Here is a 19514-nt window from a genome sequence, read left to right as displayed (position 1 = left end):
ATTTAATTATTCTTTACAGTTTGAATAAAAATATCGTTTACACTTGGTATGAGCTCTACAAAATGAGACACTTCGCCTTTTGAGGTTAAATAACTTAACAATTCGTTTGGTTTATCATTTTGTTGAAGTTTAATATTTAGCTTCAGTTCATCTTCTAAAGTTTTAAAATTAGCTTCTGAAACACTAAATTTTTGTGATAACTCTTGTTTTAAAAGGTCTTTGTTATGGGCTCGAATACCAACCTCATAGGTATTGATTTTGTATTGTCGTTTTACATCTACCAGCTTCCCATCCAATATTTTGTTTGATTTATGTATTAGGGCTATATCATCGCATAACTCTTCAACAGATTCCATTCTGTGGGTAGAAAAGATGACGGTTGCTCCATCTTCGCGCAAACGTAAAATTTCATCTTTAATTAGATTGGCATTTATAGGGTCGAAACCTGAAAAAGGCTCATCAAAAATCAACAGCTTTGGTTGATGTAATACGGTTACAACAAACTGTATTTTTTGGGCCATACCTTTAGATAGCTCTTGGATTTTCTTGTTCCACCAATCTCCAATTTCTAAACGCTCAAACCAATAGTTTAAACGGGTTTTGGCTTCTGCTTTACTTAAGCCTTTTAACTGCGCCAAATACAAAGCTTGCTCGCCAACCTTCATGGATTTGTACAAACCACGTTCTTCTGGTAAATATCCTATATCTCTAATATGGTTTTCATGTAATGATTCACCGTCCAAAAGTACCGTGCCAGAATCTGGCATTGTAATTTGATTAACAACCCGTATTAATGTTGTTTTTCCGGCACCATTTGGCCCTAACAGACCAAATATACTGCCTTTAGGCACCGTAATTGACACCTTATTAAGGGCTCTAAAATCTCCAAAATTTTTAGAAACATTATTAACGTCTAGTAAGTTATTCATTGGCATTTCTTCTATGGGCTTGTAATTGGTAAATATATTAAATGTTGTGCGAGAAGTTTAGTTCTTTAAAGACAAATAGTTTTTAAATACATAAATTTTGCGAGTTAGCATTAGGTATAAAACAGTCTAGAAAACAAAACCCACCCTCAATAAAATTAAGGATGGGAAAAAAATTGCTATGAAAAAGAAAAATTACCACTAAAATAAATTAGTGATAGTCAAATATAGTTTTTTTTTCAATACTAATAGCAAAACTATTAAATATCTTCTTCTATAAATAAAAAAAATCCGCTTAAAAAAGCGGATTAATTAACTTTTTAAGTCTCTTTTTTTAAGAAAACATATCTTTTACTTTTTCAAAAAATGATTTATCAGAACTTTCTGGTTTTGGTAAAAAATGCTCATCTTCCTGCATAGATTCAAAGAATTCTTTTTGCTGTTTATTTAATGTTTTTGGTGTCCATACATTAACATGTACTAAAAGATCGCCCTTACCATATCCATTAATACTCGGAATTCCTTTTCCGCGTAAACGTAAAATTTTACCAGATTGTACACCTGCTTCAACTTTAATACGCACTTTACCAGTTACGGTATCAATTTCTTTAGATGTTCCTAAAACAGCATCTGGAAAACTTACATACAAATCGTAATGTAAATTATCGCCTTCACGCTGTAATCTATCATGTGTCTCTTCTTCAATAACGACAATTAAATCTCCTGAAATACCATTTCCTGGAGCCTCATTACCTTTACTTGATACTTTAAGTTGCATCCCATCTACAACACCAGCGGGTATTTTAATGGATACGGTTTCTTCAGACACTTTTAAACCTTGTGCATCTGCATCACTTGGTTTTTTATCTATAATCTGTCCCGCACCACCACACACATTACATGGTGCAGAGGTTTGCATTCTACCTAAAATGGTATTTGCTATACGTGTTACTTGACCGCTACCATTACAAGTTGAACAGGTTTTATAAGTCGTTCCTGGTGCTTGAACTTTTCGTTTAACTTTTACTTTTTTCTCAACACCGTTAGCTATTTCTTCTAAAGTTAGTTTTACACGAATACGAAGGTTACTTCCTTTTACACGACGTTGGCCACCACCACCGCCAAAACCAGAGAAGCCACCACCAAAGCCACCGCCTCCAAAAATATCTCCAAACTGACTGAATATGTCATCCATATTCATACCGCCACCGCCAAAACCGCCGCCGCCATTCTCAAAAGCCTGATGACCGAATTGGTCGTAACGTGCTTTTTTATTGTCGTCGCTTAAAACTTCGTAAGCTTCAGCAGCTTCTTTAAATTTTGCTTCTGCATCTTTATCATCAGGATTTTTGTCTGGGTGAAATTCGATAGCCTTTTTTCTGTATGCCTTTTTTATTTCAGCTGCAGTAGCACCTTTACTTACTCCTAATATTTCGTAATAATCTCTTTTAGCCATGTCTTAGTTTTATTGCCCTATAACTACTTTTGGAAAACGAATAACTTTCTCGCCTAAAATGTATCCTTTTTCAACAATATCAATAATTTTTCCTTTTAAATCGTCTGTAGGTGCAGGTATTTGCGTAATAGCTTCATGAACATCAGCATTAAAAACGTCTCCTTTACTAACTTCCATAGCCTTTAAGCCTTTTTGTTCTAAGGTGTTTACCAACTTATTATAAATTAATAGTACGCCTTTACGCATTTCCTCGGCTTCTTTATCCTCTTCTATATGACTTAATGCACGTTCAAAATCATCAAGCACTGGCAATAAGGTTTTCATAACCCCTTCACTTGCTGTAGAAAACAACTCAATACGCTCTTTTGCCGTTCTTCTTTTGTAATTTTCAAACTCTGCAAACAAACGTAAAAACTTGTCTTTCTCTTGCTTTAATTCTGCTTGAATTTTCTCTTCAACAGATTGTTCCTCAGTAACTTGATCTTCCACTTCAACAGTTTCGGCTTGTGTAGCTTCTACTTGTTCGTTTTCTATATCGTTCTTATCTTTTTTACTCATCGTAAATTCAATTTTATCAAATACTAAAATTAGTTGGCAAAAGTACTGCCAATATTATAAAAATGTCATAATGTCATTAAAATAATTTTACTTTTTTTTGATAACGAATGATATGATACCCCTTACCAGTGAAACCTTTATATTGATAGAACAAGATGAAATCTGCAATACGTCTAAAATCTATTTCTGATAATTTAGGTAGTCCGTTTATTAATGGCATTCCAGAATACGAAATCCATCATATGCTATTCCCATATGAAATTGCTGAAAGGTCTTGGAGTTTTTTTAAAGCAATCTTCGAAAATATGATTTGTGGTGATGTAGATTATATTATTGAGGTGAAGCCATACTGCCTGAATTAATAATTGAGTTATTAAAAAAACATCCTGTATAAAATAAAAGTTTGCTTTTTAGGTTATACAAATGTTGCTGTTGCCCAAAAAGTTAAATAAATAAAAAAAAATAGCTTTAGGAAAAACGATTGGTTAATTGATAAATCTGATGAATAGATCATGTCAAAAACATGATAGCGCATAGTATCCAAATTAAAGAATCATGTGAAGAATATCATTTGAGATATTTTGACACTTATAAAAATTTCACAGCTGTTATAGAGGATACCATAGCATACTTATTGGAGTAATTCCAAGTATGGAAAAAAGCAAAATATAAAGCTACTATTAAAAGGGAAGAAAATAAGCTTCTAAGTTCGTCCTAACAAATTCTTCAAAGCAGGTTCTAAATAATTGTACTTAAAATAAAACCCTTTATCCTCTATTCTTTTAGAGCTGACACGCTGACTTTCAAATAACAGAATATGCATTTCTCCTAAAACAAGCTTCATGAAAAACTTAGGGATATTTGGCATAAACAAAGGTTTCTTCATCACAAGGGCTATTGCTTTTGTTAACTCATTATTACTAACTGGATTTGGTGCAACACCATTATAAACACCTGTTAAATTATGTTTTAAAGCATATAAAAACATATGGGCCAAATCGTTAATATGAATCCATGATTGCCATTGCTTACCATTACCAAAGGCTGAGCCCATTCCTAATTTAATAGGTTTAACCATTTCTTGCAAAGCTCCTCCTTTATTGGATAACACTAAGCCTATTCTAATTTTTGAAACATTTATACCTAGTTTGGAAAATTCATCTACAGCATCTTCCCAAACAGCAACAACTTGTCCCAAAAAAGACGGACTTATCTCATTGTGGGTTTGGTCATAATACTTTGTTAAGGAATCTGGGTAGATACCAATAGCACTTGCAGAAATGATTTGTTTTACGGTATGACTTTCTTCTTTTAAAGCATTAATCAATAGTTCTGTTGTTTCTTTTCTACTAGAAAGAATTTCCTTTTTATAGGCAGATGTCCATCGTTTTGAAACAGTTGCTCCTGCTAAATGGATTATAACCGCAACATCTTTAAAACAATTTATATCGATTTCTTTTGTTTTTGGATTCCAATAAAACCCCTGATAATCATGAGAGCTATCAGTATCTGTTTGGACAATTTTAGACTTACTCGTTGTTAAGTAGTTTACTTTTATGTCTTTTTCATGGCAACACTTAACAATTTCTTGCCCTATTAAGCCTGTTGCTCCAGTTATTAAAACGCGCATTTTCTTTTTTTATAAAGTTACAAAATGGATATTCGATTTACTAAAGTTTTATACTAGGTTTAACAAAAATTATTCACGTAAGTTACAGAGATACAAAATTAAAAAGACCAAAATACTTGACTAAATATTACTAACTTATTTAGTAGCTCTAAGCATTTCTCTTTTACCTGGTGGGCCAGGAAGTCTTTCAACAGTAAAACCAACGGCTTGCATGGCACGGCGCACACTTCCTCTTGCTGAGTAAGTGACCAAAACACCTTCGGGTATTAAAGCCTTATGCATCTTTTTAAAAATAGATTCTGTCCATAATTCGGGTTGAACCCTGGCACCAAAGGCATCAAAATAAATGAGATTAAATGTTTCTATAGCATCAATATCATTAAAAAGCTTCTTTTGTTTTGTTAATGATAAATGTAGTGTAACATCGTGCTTTTCTTCCCAAGACATTTCATGCAATTTATAAAAAAAGGCTTCGTTTTTTTTAACCTGTAATTGCTTAGGATAATTTAGCTGCTCAATTTCATTTACAGAAACCGGATAGCCTTCTACGCCAAAATAATCGATATTCAGGTTTAATTTTTCAGCTTCTAAAAGCGTAATAAACGCATTTAAGCCTGTACCAAATCCTATTTCTAGAATGGATACATTATTATGATTTAACACATTCTGAGACTTCTCGGCTACGCTCGGAGTGACATTTAAAGGCGTTTTTATTTGAGAACACAAATGATGCAAACCGTGTTTTATAAATACATGATAGGCTTCTTGTATAGCACCATGCTTAGAATGGTATTGCTCATTCCAATCTGGTATATGTATGGTTGAAGAACCATCGGCAGTTATTACGACTTCTCTTTTCAAATTATTGAATGACTAAAACGCCATCAGCTTCAAATGAATATGTTCTTTTCGGTTCTGTTATAGTAGCTATATGTTCAGCAGACTTACCAGCATCTTTAGCATAATGTCTTTGTTCTTCTACCGATACCTCTTCTACAAATGCTTTTCCATTTACAATAACATCTTTACCTGTTATATCTTTGGGTACAAAAAAACCATAATCCTTAAACTTTACCATAACTTCTTTTCCATTTTCTAAATCCAGGGTCATCCAACAGCCTTTGGCTTGACAGACACCATTCACTTTAGCTTGCATTTTAGAGTTTATACTGTCGCCTACATTCATGATTTTATAATGCGACGCCATAGAACTTGAAGCAATAGCATCATCAGCTATAATTTTTGTTCCGAATGAAATATACTCAATATTTTCCGTCTCAACTGGTGTTTTAATATGTTCTTGATTTTTATTCTTGCAAGAATTTAACATTAAAACACATATAATTATTAAACAAATAGGCTTCATGGTGTACATATTTAGCTTTTAATCGATTTATGTAAATATACCTATTTTTTAAAAGCGATTTTCTTTAAATTTGTGCCTGTAAATAAGAGGACTTATGAATACGATAATCAACGACATAGAGATTATAAAGGCGAAAACTACAAAAATTAACGATGTAGATTTTGGTAATTTACAATTTGGACATGTTTTTTCTGATCACATGTTAGAATGTAATTTTAAAGATGGGAAATGGCAAGCACCAAAAGTTGTTCCTCATCAAGCTATTACTTTAGATCCGTCTGCTAAGATTTTTCATTACGGGCAATCTGTTTTTGAAGGTATGAAAGCTTACAAGGATACAGATGAAAATGTCTGGTTATTTCGCCCTTTAGATAATTTCAAACGCTTAAATATTTCATCAAAACGATTGGCTATTCCTGAGTTACCTGAAAGTTATTTCATGGACGGCTTAAAAGCTTTGTTAGAAGTTGATAAAGATTGGATTCCAACAAACGAAGGAAGTTCATTATATATAAGACCATTTGTATTTGCTTCTGGACAAGGATTTCATGCCTCGCCAGCTGATGAATATAAATTTATAATTTGTACAGCACCTTCTGGATCTTATTTTTCTGGTGAAGTTCGTGTTTTGATTGAAGAAAAATACTCACGTTCTGCTAATGGTGGTGTTGGTTTTGCTAAAGCTGGTGGTAATTATGCTGGGCAGTTTTATCCAACTCAATTGGCTATAGATAAAGGTTACCAACAAGTTATTTGGACCGATGATAATACACACGAGTATATCGAGGAAGCTGGCGCAATGAATATTTTTGTTCGTATTAATGACACTTTAATTACAGGACCAACTAGCGACAGAATTCTTGATGGTATTACTCGTAAAAGTATTATTGAATTAGCAAAAGCTGAAGGTATTCCTGTAGAGGTTAGAAAAATATCAGTAAGTGAGGTTGTAGAAGCTGCTAAAAAGGGAGAGCTTAAAGAAATGTTTGGCGCTGGAACAGCAGCAGTTATTTCGCCAATTTCTGGATTTGGCTATAAAGATACAGATTACGAGTTGCCAAAACTAGATGACACTTATGCTAGCTTTTTGAAAAAGCGCATTACAGATATACAAACCAATAAGGTTGAAGACCCTTTTGGATGGCGATATGAAGTTAAATAAAAAAAAGAGAAGCATATATATGCTTCTCTTTTTTTTATTTAAACCTGAGTTTGTTTCAGGTTATAATCTGCATTTGTATAGAGAAAGAATCTTAAATTACTATTTACTTAGTATGTCTTGAATATCTGGTTTAAAATAATTAGGTCCTTTAAGCACTTTACCATCTTCACGATAAATAGGCTGTCCATTCTCCCCAAGTTTGCTCATATTACTACGTTGAATTTCTTCAAATACTTCTTCTATTTTATGTTGCATACCATGTTCTATAATGGTACCACAAAGGATATAGAGCATATCCCCCAATGCATCTGCTACTTCAACTAAGTCATTATTATTAGCAGCCTCAAGGTATTCCTCATTTTCTTCTTTCATTAAATTGAAACGCAAGGTGTTTTTATCTTGTCCTAAGTCCGCTTTAGGCGTTTCTCTATGTCCAATTTTAAATGCGGTATGAAATGCTTTTACAGCTTCTATTTTATTCTTCATTTAAATTTTATTTTTTTCATTCCCGATAAGGCGAGAACCTCTGTTTTCATTAAATTTGCATAAAAATAACAATATGTTTAGTAAAGGTCAAATCATTTTTGGAGTTTTATTTTTTATTGGCTTTGCTATTATTATTGGCTACACCTATCGTAAAGATTTAAAACTCCACAAACGTTTTTATTCAGGTAGCATTTGGGTACTTGTTGCCTTTATTGCTTTTATTTTATTTATTTCTGCCATTAAGTATTTCTTTAAGTAAAACCTTACTTCGGTTTTTTTTGCGCTTTGTCTAGGTTTTAGTTTTTCCAAAATATGTTTTTCTAATTTAATGAAGTAATATACCCATTATTGGGTATTTTTTTACAGTCTACTTTTGGGGAGATTTGTAATATTAATAATTAAAACCTCAGGATTATGAAAATTAAATTTATTGCGCTTGGCTTAATACTGTTTACTTTTTTTGGATGTTGTAAAGATTGTAAAAAGGAACTTAAAGAAGCAAATGATGCCTTAGAAAATTGTAATAAAGAATTAAAAGCTATCAACCTTTACAAAAAAAAGATTGAATCAGATTTAATAATGTTTGACAATAAAAACTTATGTGAATCAAACGAATCCGTTTTTAAAACTAAATCACAATATAAACACAAAAAGAAATATGCTAAACTTACATTAAAAATACCAAAAGGGTTTCCAGATCCGAATCGTACTATAAATGGCAATATTATTACCTATACCACTAAAGGTGGTTTATTCAATAAAAAGCCACGTCAATTTAAAGACAGAGTCACTTTTAGTCAAGAATACCAAGAAATAATTGTAGTACTTAACATTGAATATGATGAAAATAATGAGTGTCCAGATATATTAGGTAGAAAAAAGAAAACATCTGTAATTGGAGGCACACACCCACTTATTCCGGAAGACAAGGACAATAAATAGTCGTATGCATAAACTATTTGTTTGTTTTTTCATTTTAATAAATTATATGTCGTTTTGTAATGCGCAACAAAACGACTCAATTTATTATTATTTAAACAAGAATATAACTACTGCCTATTTAGAAAAAAAGATAAAAACTTCAAATAATTCCGAACAACAAGATTGGCTATACCTTTTACTTTATCTTAAAACTGAACAAAAGGATTCTATTATAAAATTGATAAGAAAAGTAGAAAATCGTGATTCGTTGTCTACAAGAAACATTGCTAGTTTAAGCTATCTTAAAGGTTTATATTTTAAAAAAGTCGATAATGACTCGCTTCGCTTTAGTAATTTCCAAACCGCTTATATTACAGCAAATAAGATAAAAGATATACCCACAATTTTATATAGTTTAGAACAACTATCCCAAACTTATGACTATAATGAAAACAACTATTATAACAAGTTTTACCTGGATTTATTATATGAAAAGACCAAACTCTATAACTTAGAAGAGTTTAGGATTAAATATCATTTTCTCTTAGGTAATTATTATTTATTTCGGGAAAAAGAAACAAAAGCCTTATTTAATTATAAAAAAGCACTTACGTTTAAATTTAAAACTAAAGATAGCGTCTTAATTCCTACCATTTACAACAATATAGGATCGCTATATACAGACATCATTGAAAAGCCAGATTCTGCATTATTTTATTTTGATAAACAATCTTTGTTTTTTAAAAACCATCCCAAATTCTCTAGTCCAAATTCAAGATTCTTAAACTTTATTAATAAAGGAAGTGCGTATAATAAACTAAACAAAAACAAAGAGGCAAAATTTTATTATAAGAAAGCCGACAGTATCAAATTAGACATATATCAATTATCCAATAAAAGTTATATTAAAGAGAATCTAGCCAAAATAAATTATAAGACAAAAAATTATAAAAAAGCATACGAATACCTCCAAAAGTTTAACGAATTATCAGATAGCTTAAATCAAGAAGAGCATCAAAAAAGCATTACTAGAATAAAAGAGAAGTTTGACAATCAAGGGTTACGGCTTAAAAACCTAGAAATAGAATCTAAACGTAAGCAAAACCGAAATTTACTATTTGGCGCTTTAGCCTTTATCCTTTTTGGAAGTATCACCGCTTTCTTAATTCAAAAAAACACACGCAAAAAACAAAAACTAGCCGAACAAGAAAAAGCCTTAGAAACCCAAAAACTAGCAACGGTTTTAAAAGAACAAGAATTGGTAAATATTGATGCTATGATTGAGGGGCAGGAAAAAGAACGCCAACGAATAGCTAATGATTTGCATGATGATTTAGGTGGACTTATGGCCACCGTAAAGCTTCATTTTAATGCATTGAAAGACAAACAGACCCCGGAATTATTTGACAAAACCACAACTCTTTTAGATGAGGCCTACCAAAAAATACGCTCTATAGCACATACTAAAAACTCTGGCGTTATTGCAAAACAAGGCTTATTAAAAGCTGTACAAAATATGGCTGATAAAATATCTGTTTCCAATAAGATAACCGTTGCCATTATTGATCACGGACTTGAAAACAGACTAGAAAATAGTTTAGAGTTAACCATTTTCAGAATCATTCAAGAACTTATTACCAATGTTATAAAACACGCCGAAGCTACTGAAGCCACTATTCATCTTACCAATCATGATGACAGTTTAAATATCATGATTGAAGATAACGGCAAAGGCTTTAACCCTAGCCAAATCACAACCAAAAACAAAGGAATGGGTATTAGTAGTATAGATAAACGTGTGGAGCACTTAAATGGCAATATGACCATAGAATCTGAAATCAATAAAGGCACAACCATAATAATAGACATACCGATATGATACGACTTGCTATAGCCGAAGACCACCAATCGCTTATTGACGGCATAAAATTACTTTTAGAATATGAAGATAGTATTTCGATCATTGGCACTGCCAATGATGGTGAAGCACTTTTAGAAATTGTTGACAAAAAACTCCCCAATGTGGTGCTTACCGATATACGAATGCCAAAAATGGATGGTATTGAAGCCACTAAGCAAATTAAAAAAAAGCATCCTAAAATAAATGTGCTCGCTTTTACCATGTTCGAACAAATTGAAGCTATACAGCAAATGGTAGATGCGGGGGCTTCTGGATATATTTTAAAAAACTCGTCATTAAAAGAAGTACATCAAGCTATTTTAACCGTAGCAAAAGGCGAGACCTATTTTGATGCCAATATAAATACCAATGTATTGAATTCAGAATCTAACAATAAAACAAAAGGTGTTTTAACCAAACGTCAAATTGAAATCCTTGAGCTTATAGGCCAAGGTAAAACCTCCCGCGAAATTGCCGACTTATTATTTATAGGTATTCATACCGTCGATACACACCGTAAAAACATGGTACGTATTCTAGGGCTCAAAGGTAAAGGGGAACTTTTACGATATGCTTTGGATAAAAAATATAAATTTTAAATCTAACTATATTATGAAACCAATATTTATTATTACGATTATGCTCCACAGTATCTTGACCCTAAACGCTCAAGAATTCCTAATCGATATGTCAAGTAATGTTACCAATCAAGAAGTTACCGTAAAACCTGGAACATATAAATTTTCCATGACCCATGTAGATGTATCTAAACAATATAAAATATCAGCCATAAAAGAAAATATGGTCATTAATCAATTAGAAACTCCAGAAGGGTATCAAGCGCTAAGAGTGTTAGCAAATCCAAATATTACAAGAGAAATTGGGACTTTCGATGTATTAAAAGGTGAGCAATTAAGTATAACCATTGAAGTATTTAATATTACTAGACCTGGAGGCGTTAGAACAGAAACCAAAGTATCAACGTTTAAATATATTTATAAAACCAAACCTAGAGGGAAATGGCAGACAACTTTCGGTTTTAATTTTATTCATTTAGGTAATAATAACACTTTCTTCTCAAAATCGGTAGATAGTATATATGTTATAACAGAAGGCACAAACCAAAACAAATACGATTTTCACCCAACCCTGATGTTTACTTGGTTGAAAAACAATAACGATGAATTTAATGTTGGTTTTTCTGGAGGCCTTGGCTATGATTTAGAAAAAAGCTTATCCGTTTTTTTAGGTGGCTCATTAATTTACAATCAAAATATAACTTTAACATTAGGTATTGCTTTTCATAACCAAAAAAAGTTAAATTCCAATTATGAAGAAGGCGACATAATTAAAGAAAATTTAACTTTCGAACAACTACATGGTGATTTCATAAGAATAAATCCATTCATTTCATTATCATTCAGGCTAGACAAAAACCCCTTTAAATAATAAAAATATATAAAAAAGCTTTCTTAAATACAATGTTAAAAACCAACCTTGTATTTATACTTAAAAAAGTAACTACCATAATGCCTCTGAACTTATTACGTTTTGTGAAAATAGGAGTTTTTTAAATTGTTAATTATGAAAAGCTACCATTAATCGATATACTTTTCGGTAAACAACTATAAAATACCTAGTATTGGGGATTTTTTGGTATGGTATCATTTCATAGTTTTATCTAGCTATTAATTAATCTTTAAAAACCTCTTGCTATGAAACAGTTATTACTCTTATTTTTATTAAGTGTAAACTTAATTTATTCTCAAAACTGGACAACATCGAGTACAAGTCAATTATCTCTATTAAATAATGTTTCAGTAGTAAATGATGATATCATCTGGATTATGGATCAAACAACATCAAATGGTTTTTCTATTTCCACAGATGGCGGTGTTACTTGGACTAAAAAAAGTTTTCCAGCATTATTCGCAGACAATAATTTTAGTACAGGCGTTTTAAGCGCTGTGGATGAAAACACAGCTTACATTATAGTATCTTATTCGGACAATTCTAGCCTAAATGGACTATATAAAACCACCGATTCTGGAAATAATTGGATTAGGGAAAGTTTAATATTCAATGGGGGTTCTAGCTTCCCAAACCAAGTCCATTTTTGGGATGCGAACCATGGTTTTGCTATGGGCGATGGTTTAGAACTATATGTATATTTAGATGGTTTTTGGTATGATCAATCATCAACATTATCATCTGTGGGTACATGGTCATTAAATAGTAGTTTTTATTTAAGAATAATTGGTAGTTCGGCTTATTTTATTACTGGAGCTGGCACAATAATTAAAACACCAGATATGGGAATATCTTGGTCAGAAATAACTACGCCTTTTAACTCTCAAGCCAACTTAAGTTTCGCTTTTAAAAATGATTCAAACGGAATCTTGGTTTATAATGACAACAGTACTAGCAATATAATATATTCAACATCTAATGGTGGGCAAACATGGAACTTTATTGGTTCAGATATAGCTAATTTATACAATACTATATATTTTCTTCCATCGCTTAACAAGTATGTTTCAACAAGTACAAACAGTAACGGTACTTTAGGGTTATCATATTCCAGCAACAACGGATTAACTTGGACCGCAGACACGCAACTTTCAAATGAGTTTATTGGAGAAATAGAATCGTCTTCTGATGGTAAAATATTTACAGGTGGATGGCCAAATGTTTATTACCAAATACCCGACCCTTCTACTCATCCCGACTACAATGCTCTTATAGCTGTCTATAATGCTCTAGACGGCCCAAATTGGATACAACCTTGGGATATAACCAAACCTATTTATTCTTGGGATAATTCATTTAGTTTAGGTTTTGATGAAGTAACAGATCGGGTTACCACATTAAGCCTTAATTTTAGAGACCTTAAAGGCGAAATTCCTTCTGAAATAGGCAGTTTAAAAGAACTAGAAATTTTAGAATTACTAAATAATGATATTTCTGGTGAAGTCCCTTCCGAGATTTGGACTTTAACAAAGCTTAAAAATATATTCTTAGGCGGTCAATCTTCAAAACAATTAAAATTAAGCGGAGGTGTTCCTTCAGACATTTCAAATCTTCAGGATTTAGAGTGGTTAAATTTAACTGGAATACCGTTGAACCAGCCCCTACAGCAAGAAATTTTTAACTTACCAAACTTAGTGCGATTGCGTATTGCAGAGTGTGGATTAACAGGTACTATTCCTAAAGAACTTGCTGGAATTAGCGATGTATTGGCTGGAGGTAATGAATTTGAAGGTGCAATCCCTCAAGAGTTTTTAGATGCAGCAGGAAATTTTAGATTAAACATTGTAAACAATTATTTTAATTTTGCAAATTTAGAACCGCTTGTTCAGGCTAACAATTATCAAAATTTAAATTACTCACCACAGCGCACAAAAGATGTAGAGCAAAATATCGAATCTGCTCCTGGATTAGATATTACACTTAATATTGATGACACCAGTCTCAATAAAACCACTTCTGCTAAAGGTGATGGAGATGTATATCAATGGTATAAAGACAACGTAGCAATAAGTGGTGCTGAGTCCATTAGTTATACTGTTACCAATGCACAAGAATCGGATAGCGGTATTTATTATTGTATTATTACCAATCCATTACTACCAGACCTCATTATTCAAAGCGCTAACATTACTATTGTTATTGATGCCACGTTATCGATAGAAGAACCTATTTCAAAAAGCATTTTAATTTTCCCCAACCCAACCAAAAACATATTAAACATAAAACTAAACACTAGTAACAAAGCCATTGCCAATTTATATGATATGAGTGGGCGTTTAGTTTTAAAACAAAAACTACAAACGGAACAATCTGTAATAGATATTAAAGACCTTAATGCTGGTATTTATGTATTAAAAATAGAGGCAAAAAACAAAGTAGCAACAAAACGTATAATTAAGCAATAAACTTAAAAACAAACGCTCAATAGCAATATTTTTGATGAACGCATACAAAACCCACAGCTTTGAGGATTTTTGACTTTGTAATCTTTCATAAGTTTAGTATACTATTAACCAATCAAAAAAAAGCAAAAAACTCTAAAAGTATTAACGCCTCTAGCAATTGCTATATCTATCTTTTATTTTAATATAGATGACAATCTAGAATTAGAGATAATGATGCCTCAATGTTGTTCTGTTACAGATATAAAAACAACCTTTAATACGATTTAAGCTTGTTTACAATTTTCATGTTATTGATAGTTATCATTTAATAGAAACTATTAATAAAAGTATCTTTTTTTTTGAAAAATAAACTTGAAAAAATTATGATATCATATTGATATTTAGTATATTAGACAATCCATTTTTCTCTCTAAAAATTGATTACACCATTTTCTACTTTCAACGCCTAAGTATACCCTGTACTTAAATTATCTATTTGTGTTTTACAGAAACTGTCCGAATTTATTATTGGAAGCAATTTTATTTGCTTTCTATTCTTTAGACTATGCTTAAAGCTAAAAATTAATCTTTAAAACCAAATATTATGAAAACAAGTACTTTTTTTAAACAAGCCATCCTTTACATTTTTTTAGGATTTATGTCACTTACACTTAGTGCGCAAACCACGCATATAGTAAATAATAATGCAGGAGCATCTACCGATTTTACATCGTTACAAGCCGCCATTGATGCTGCTACAGGAGGGGATATTATATATGTACAACACTCTCCAACTACTTACGGTGCCATTACTGTTAACAAAGCAATAACTATTATTGGCCGTTCGCGAGGAGATAATGGATATATAAGCACAGTGGGAACTATAACCCTTACAACTGGAGCATCAAATGTAACACTTAAGGGCTTAAAAATATCCTCGATTTCGGATAACTCAGCTTCTAATGGTTCCAACCTGACAGATCTTTCAATTTTTGATTGTGATTTTACGAGCTCAATGAGTATAGGGTTCTATGCCAATATAGATAACATTCTTATGCAAGGAAATATATTTAGAAGCACCTTTAGATTATATGGAAAAACATCTAATATACTTGTAACCAACAACCTGTTTCTTGGCTCTACTAATCAATTTTATACAACAGACACCCTACTATTTAGTAACAATGTAGTGGCAGCTGCTGGTAGTGGTGCCGATTTAACCAATAGTTCAACATCTGGTTTACTAAACATTAGCAATAGTATTTTTGTGATTAACTCTTCAGCCAATAGACAGATTGATTTAAACGTTGGTTCAGGCACCATTCAAGTAGATAATTGTATTTCTTATAATTATAACACCACATATACATATAATTTTGAAACAGGTACAGGCATAACCATCAATGGCAATGTGCAATCTAATATAAACCCATTATTTACCAATATAGATAATACTGTTTCTCAATCTGTTGCTGGTACAAGTTCTGGATACGACCCAGGTATTGACGATTTAACTTTACAGGGAGGATCTACCGTTACAGACGATGGTTTACACGAAGCTTATAACTTTAAACCCTTCGGAACTCCAACGGGGTATCCAAGTTTAAAAGTCACCACATATAGTCCAACCGTTCCAAAAAATGGTAATTTAAGCGTTACAATAGAGGCAAAAACAAACTAAAAACCATCTATATGAAAACGCAAATCATAACCCTGTTATGGTGTTGCTTTAGCATTTTAGGGTTTAGTCAATCTATAACGGAAATTGAGTATTTTTACAATACCGATCCCGGCTTTGATAATGCAACATCAATTACAGCAGACGTAAATACTGGTAACCTCAATCAAACGGTTTCCATTCCTATTGGCTCACTAACTGGGTTTAATAGTTTTTACTTTCGTGTAAAAGACAATTCCAACATTTGGAGTATGTACGAAAAACGATCTTTCTATGTTACTGACTTTACAATAAGTGGTGGAGCATCAAACATTGCTTCCGCTGAATATTTCTTTAACACAGACCCCGGTTTTGGTAATGCTAACGCACTTACAACAAACTTAAATACCGGAAACTTATCGCAAACTTTTTCCATAGCAATTGGAGCTTCACTAACAGGTTTTAACACTTTATACATAAGAACACAAGATGATCTTGGAGTTTGGAGTATGTACGAAAAACGAACATTCTATATTACAGATTTCACCATAAGTGGCGGAGCTTCTAATATAGCTACTGCTGAGTATTTCTTCAATACAGATCCTGGGTTTGGCAATGCAAATGCGCTTACTGTTAATGCTAACACTGGAGACCTTACACAAACAATTGCGCTTCCTGTAGGAACTCTAGAAGGTTTTAATACCATGTACATCCGCACACAAGATGACCTTGGCGTATGGAGTATGTACGAAAGAAAAACATTTTTCGTATTTAAAAATGAAGCTGGAGCAGGTGCTACAAATATAGCTGAAGCAGAATATTTTATAGATACAGACCCTGGTTTTGGAAATGGTACCGCAATAACTGTAGATTCGAATACAGGATTATTAAATCAAACTATTTCTATTCCAACAAGTCCACTTGAAGGGTTTCATAACCTTTATGTTCGTGTTAGAGACGATATAGGAATTTGGTCGCTCTATGAGAAGAAGTTATTCTATGTTAACAAAGATATAATCATCTCTCCAATTACTGCTGCAGAATATTTTTATGACACAGATCCTGGTTTTGGTAATGGCACAGCAGCCTCAATTATACCGACTGGAAATCCAGATGAATACACTATAGATTTAGCAACAACTGATGTTACTTGCGACTTTCATGATTTTTACATCAGACTTCAAAATGCAGATGGCAAATGGTCTTTATATGAACTTAGAGAAGACGTAGAAGTTTTTGATAATGCAGACCCAACCATAGTTGTTTTTCCGAATATAACAGCAGAATTAGATGCTTCAGGTCAAGCTTCAATAACCCTAGCTGATGTTGATGATGGTACATTTGATGATTGCGAATTGGTGTCAGTAGTATTAAACCAAACTCAATTTGATTATACCTGTGCAAACTTAGGAGCTAATACAGTTACCATTACGGCAACAGATGCTGAAGCCAAAGTAAGCACAGAAGATGTTACTATAACTGTTGTAGATAATATAAACCCCGTTGCTATTTCCCAAAACATCACAGTCCAATTAGATGCTACAGGTAATGTTTCCATTACGCCATCTCAAATTGAAAATGGATCTTCAGATAATTGTGCTGTAACCGGCTTTAGTTTGGATGTTTCTAGTTTTACTTGTGCAAATCTTGGCGCGAACACAGTTAACCTTACAGTGTCAGATTCAAGTGGAAATACAAATTCAACTAGTGCTACAGTTACTGTTGAAGATTCAGTAAAACCAACAGTTACAACGCAAGCCTCAACAGTTCAATTAGACGCTAGTGGAAACGCAACAATAATGGTGAATGATGTTGATAATGGGTCTACAGACAACTGTACCATTGCTAACAGAAGTATCGATATCACATCGTTTACATGTGCGGATTTAGGAAACAATACTGTAACATTAACAATTACAGACCAGAGCGGAAATATTGAGACTGGTACAGCTACTATAACCGTAGAAGACAATATAAACCCAACGGTGGTTACGCAAAATCTTACGGTACAATTAGATGCTACTGGAAATGCATCAATAACAGCATCCCAAATTGAAAATGGATCAACCGATAATTGTGCTATAGCTAGTAATAGTTTAGATATTACAAGCTTTACATGTGCCGATTTAGGTGCTAATACAGTAACGCTTTCTGTTAATGATACGAGTGGAAATACGGGTACAAACACGGCTACAGTTACTGTTGAAGACAACATAAACCCTGTTGCTATCACTCAAGCATTTACTGCTCAGTTGGATGCTAGCGGTAATGTAACTATTAACGCCGATAATGTGGATAATAATTCAACAGATAATTGTGGGGTGACTTCAAAATCATTAGATGTTTCAAGTTTTACTTGTGCCGACCTTGGCGCCAACACCGTCATGTTAACCGTTGAAGATGCAAACGGGAACTCAAACACAGCTTCTGCAACTGTTACAGTTGTAGATTCAGTAAATCCCTCTGTAGTTACGCAAAATCTTACGGTACAATTAGATGCTACTGGAAATGCATCAATAACAGCATCCCAAATTGAAAATGGATCAACCGATAATTGTGCTATAGCTAGTAATAGTTTAGATATTACAAGCTTTACATGTGCCGATTTAGGTGCTAATACAGTAACGCTTTCTGTTAATGATACGAGTGGAAATACGGGTACAAACACGGCTACAGTTACTGTTGAAGACAACATAAACCCTGTTGCTGTCACTCAAGCATTTACTGCTCAGTTGGATGCTAGCGGTAATGTAACTATTAACGCCGATAATGTGGATAATAATTCAACAGATAATTGTGGGGTGACTTCAAAATCATTAGATGTTTCAAGTTTTACTTGTGCCGACCTTGGCGCCAACACCGTCATGTTAACCGTTGAAGATGCAAACGGGAACTCAAATACAGCTTCTGCAACTGTTACAGTTGTAGATTCAGTAAACCCTGTTGCAATTGGGCAAGATATTAATATCGATTTAGCAGGAAACCCTTCCATTACTATTACAGCAAATAATGTTGACAATGGATCATCAGATAATTGTGGTTTTACTTTAAGCATAGATGTTGATACATTTACTACTCCCGGTAATTACCCTGTTGTATTGACCATCACTGATGATGCTGGCAATATGAATAGCACAACAGTTACTGTTACTATTATAGATACTTTAAGTATTGAAGATGTTGAAATATCTGCAAGGAATATTAAATTATATCCTGTTCCTACAGAAAGTTATTTAAACATTTCAACAAAATTAGTTATTAATACGTTGAGTATTTATAGTATAAATGGGAAGCTTTTAAAAAGAATAAAAACACCAAAAACTAAAATTAATTTAAGCAATTTAAGCGCAGGTATTTATTTCTTGAAGTTTAATATTGATAATGTATCGGTTACTAAACAGGTCATAAAAAAATAGTAAGAACCTTTGAATAATTAAGTTGGAAAACCATAAAACCCAACTATATAAAAAATCCCCAATAATGGGGATTTTTTATATAGCTACTCTTTTGTATGTTTGAACATATAAATATTAATTTA

The 19514-nt window shown here is 32.7% G+C and carries 17 protein-coding genes; 10 read left to right on the top strand and 7 right to left on the bottom strand.

Annotation, left to right across the window (positions count from 1 at the left end; genetic code table 11):
* Positions 1-2: 2 nt before the first annotated feature.
* The 3 genes from ABD941_RS11145 to ABD941_RS11135 form a co-directional block, all read right to left on the bottom strand.
* Positions 3-929 carry an ABC transporter ATP-binding protein gene (locus ABD941_RS11145; RefSeq protein WP_345274216.1) on the bottom strand — a complete coding sequence of 309 codons (927 nt, stop codon included), beginning with the start codon at positions 927-929 and terminating at the stop codon, positions 3-5.
* Between the two features lie 331 nt (positions 930-1260).
* Complete coding sequence (dnaJ, locus tag ABD941_RS11140) at positions 1261-2382, bottom strand: molecular chaperone DnaJ (protein ID WP_345274215.1); 1122 nt, start codon at positions 2380-2382, stop codon at positions 1261-1263.
* A 9-nt stretch (positions 2383-2391) separates the two neighbouring features.
* A complete protein-coding gene (locus ABD941_RS11135; RefSeq protein WP_345274214.1) occupies positions 2392-2940 on the bottom strand; it encodes a nucleotide exchange factor GrpE in 549 nt (182 codons plus the stop codon).
* 155 nt (positions 2941-3095) lie between these two features.
* On the opposite strand from ABD941_RS11135, the gene ABD941_RS11130 reads away from it, so the two are divergent.
* A complete protein-coding gene (locus tag ABD941_RS11130) occupies positions 3096-3302 on the top strand; it encodes a hypothetical protein (protein WP_345274213.1) in 207 nt (68 codons plus the stop codon).
* A 341-nt stretch (positions 3303-3643) separates the two neighbouring features.
* Here ABD941_RS11130 and ABD941_RS11125 read toward each other — a convergent pair whose 3' ends face one another.
* From ABD941_RS11125 to ABD941_RS11115, 3 genes are all read right to left on the bottom strand, one after another.
* A complete protein-coding gene (locus tag ABD941_RS11125; protein ID WP_345274212.1) occupies positions 3644-4570 on the bottom strand; it encodes a TIGR01777 family oxidoreductase in 927 nt (308 codons plus the stop codon).
* Positions 4571-4705: 135 nt separating this feature from the next.
* Positions 4706-5431: a tRNA (5-methylaminomethyl-2-thiouridine)(34)-methyltransferase MnmC2 gene (mnmC2, locus tag ABD941_RS11120; protein WP_345274211.1), complete on the bottom strand. Its 726-nt coding sequence runs from the start codon at positions 5429-5431 to the stop codon at positions 4706-4708.
* Between the two features lies 1 nt (position 5432).
* On the bottom strand, positions 5433-5900 hold the full coding sequence (locus ABD941_RS11115) for a DUF4920 domain-containing protein (RefSeq protein ID WP_345274210.1): 468 nt from the start codon (positions 5898-5900) through the stop codon (positions 5433-5435).
* Positions 5901-6030: 130 nt separating this feature from the next.
* On the opposite strand from ABD941_RS11115, the gene ABD941_RS11110 reads away from it, so the two are divergent.
* The gene (locus ABD941_RS11110) at positions 6031-7098 is read left to right on the top strand and encodes a branched-chain amino acid aminotransferase (RefSeq protein ID WP_345274209.1); all 1068 of its coding nucleotides are present in this window, start codon (positions 6031-6033) and stop codon (positions 7096-7098) included.
* Between the two features lie 99 nt (positions 7099-7197).
* Here the strand turns inward: ABD941_RS11110 and ABD941_RS11105 are convergent, their stop codons facing one another.
* Positions 7198-7584 (bottom strand): pyrophosphohydrolase domain-containing protein, encoded by a 387-nt coding sequence (locus ABD941_RS11105; RefSeq protein WP_345274208.1) that lies wholly within the window; start codon positions 7582-7584, stop codon positions 7198-7200.
* Between the two features lie 73 nt (positions 7585-7657).
* On the opposite strand from ABD941_RS11105, the gene ABD941_RS11100 reads away from it, so the two are divergent.
* The 8 genes from ABD941_RS11100 (at position 7658) to ABD941_RS11065 (ending at position 19392) form a co-directional block, all read left to right on the top strand.
* Positions 7658-7843 carry a hypothetical protein gene (locus tag ABD941_RS11100; RefSeq protein WP_345274207.1) on the top strand — a complete coding sequence of 62 codons (186 nt, stop codon included), beginning with the start codon at positions 7658-7660 and terminating at the stop codon, positions 7841-7843.
* A gap of 155 nt (positions 7844-7998) precedes the next feature.
* Positions 7999-8526: a hypothetical protein gene (locus tag ABD941_RS11095; protein WP_345274206.1), complete on the top strand. Its 528-nt coding sequence runs from the start codon at positions 7999-8001 to the stop codon at positions 8524-8526.
* 46 nt (positions 8527-8572) lie between these two features.
* On the top strand, positions 8573-10384 hold the full coding sequence (locus ABD941_RS11090) for a tetratricopeptide repeat-containing sensor histidine kinase (protein WP_345274205.1): 1812 nt from the start codon (positions 8573-8575) through the stop codon (positions 10382-10384).
* Positions 10381-11004 (top strand): response regulator, encoded by a 624-nt coding sequence (locus tag ABD941_RS11085; protein ID WP_345274204.1) that lies wholly within the window; start codon positions 10381-10383, stop codon positions 11002-11004. The genes ABD941_RS11090 and ABD941_RS11085 overlap by 4 nt, the downstream gene beginning before the upstream one ends.
* Positions 11005-11017: 13 nt before the next feature.
* A complete protein-coding gene (locus tag ABD941_RS11080; RefSeq protein WP_345274203.1) occupies positions 11018-11854 on the top strand; it encodes a hypothetical protein in 837 nt (278 codons plus the stop codon).
* Positions 11855-12120: 266 nt separating this feature from the next.
* Complete coding sequence (locus ABD941_RS11075; protein ID WP_345274202.1) at positions 12121-14340, top strand: T9SS type A sorting domain-containing protein; 2220 nt, start codon at positions 12121-12123, stop codon at positions 14338-14340.
* A gap of 583 nt (positions 14341-14923) precedes the next feature.
* Positions 14924-16000 carry a right-handed parallel beta-helix repeat-containing protein gene (locus ABD941_RS11070; RefSeq protein ID WP_345274201.1) on the top strand — a complete coding sequence of 359 codons (1077 nt, stop codon included), beginning with the start codon at positions 14924-14926 and terminating at the stop codon, positions 15998-16000.
* Between the two features lie 11 nt (positions 16001-16011).
* Positions 16012-19392, top strand: a complete 3381-nt coding sequence (locus tag ABD941_RS11065; RefSeq protein ID WP_345274200.1) for a T9SS type A sorting domain-containing protein — start codon at positions 16012-16014, stop codon at positions 19390-19392.
* Positions 19393-19514 lie beyond the last annotated feature (122 nt).

The organism is Flaviramulus aquimarinus (genome assembly GCF_039543205.1).
Taxonomy (GTDB): domain Bacteria; phylum Bacteroidota; class Bacteroidia; order Flavobacteriales; family Flavobacteriaceae; genus Flaviramulus_B; species Flaviramulus_B aquimarinus.
Note: the sequence above shows the minus strand (reverse complement) of the source record. Positions and strands in the feature narration are given on the sequence as shown.

Excerpts from the sequence above, each read along its gene's own strand:
- ABD941_RS11100 (WP_345274207.1), top strand. The coding sequence starts at position 7,658 with ATGTTTAGTAAAGGTCAAATCATTTTTGGAGTTTTATTTTTTATTGGC.
- ABD941_RS11095 (WP_345274206.1), top strand. The coding sequence starts at position 7,999 with ATGAAAATTAAATTTATTGCGCTTGGCTTAATACTGTTTACTTTTTTT.
- ABD941_RS11090 (WP_345274205.1), top strand. The coding sequence starts at position 8,573 with ATGTCGTTTTGTAATGCGCAACAAAACGACTCAATTTATTATTATTTA.
- ABD941_RS11075 (WP_345274202.1), top strand. The coding sequence starts at position 12,121 with ATGAAACAGTTATTACTCTTATTTTTATTAAGTGTAAACTTAATTTAT.
- dnaJ (WP_345274215.1), bottom strand. The coding sequence starts at position 2,382 with ATGGCTAAAAGAGATTATTACGAAATATTAGGAGTAAGTAAAGGTGCT.
- ABD941_RS11110 (WP_345274209.1), top strand. The coding sequence starts at position 6,031 with ATGAATACGATAATCAACGACATAGAGATTATAAAGGCGAAAACTACA.
- ABD941_RS11125 (WP_345274212.1), bottom strand. The coding sequence starts at position 4,570 with ATGCGCGTTTTAATAACTGGAGCAACAGGCTTAATAGGGCAAGAAATT.
- ABD941_RS11115 (WP_345274210.1), bottom strand. The coding sequence starts at position 5,900 with ATGTTAAATTCTTGCAAGAATAAAAATCAAGAACATATTAAAACACCA.
- ABD941_RS11145 (WP_345274216.1), bottom strand. The coding sequence starts at position 929 with ATGAATAACTTACTAGACGTTAATAATGTTTCTAAAAATTTTGGAGAT.
- ABD941_RS11105 (WP_345274208.1), bottom strand. The coding sequence starts at position 7,584 with ATGAAGAATAAAATAGAAGCTGTAAAAGCATTTCATACCGCATTTAAA.
- ABD941_RS11085 (WP_345274204.1), top strand. The coding sequence starts at position 10,381 with ATGATACGACTTGCTATAGCCGAAGACCACCAATCGCTTATTGACGGC.
- ABD941_RS11130 (WP_345274213.1), top strand. The coding sequence starts at position 3,096 with ATGAAATCTGCAATACGTCTAAAATCTATTTCTGATAATTTAGGTAGT.
- ABD941_RS11070 (WP_345274201.1), top strand. The coding sequence starts at position 14,924 with ATGAAAACAAGTACTTTTTTTAAACAAGCCATCCTTTACATTTTTTTA.
- ABD941_RS11065 (WP_345274200.1), top strand. The coding sequence starts at position 16,012 with ATGAAAACGCAAATCATAACCCTGTTATGGTGTTGCTTTAGCATTTTA.
- ABD941_RS11080 (WP_345274203.1), top strand. The coding sequence starts at position 11,018 with ATGAAACCAATATTTATTATTACGATTATGCTCCACAGTATCTTGACC.
- ABD941_RS11135 (WP_345274214.1), bottom strand. The coding sequence starts at position 2,940 with ATGAGTAAAAAAGATAAGAACGATATAGAAAACGAACAAGTAGAAGCT.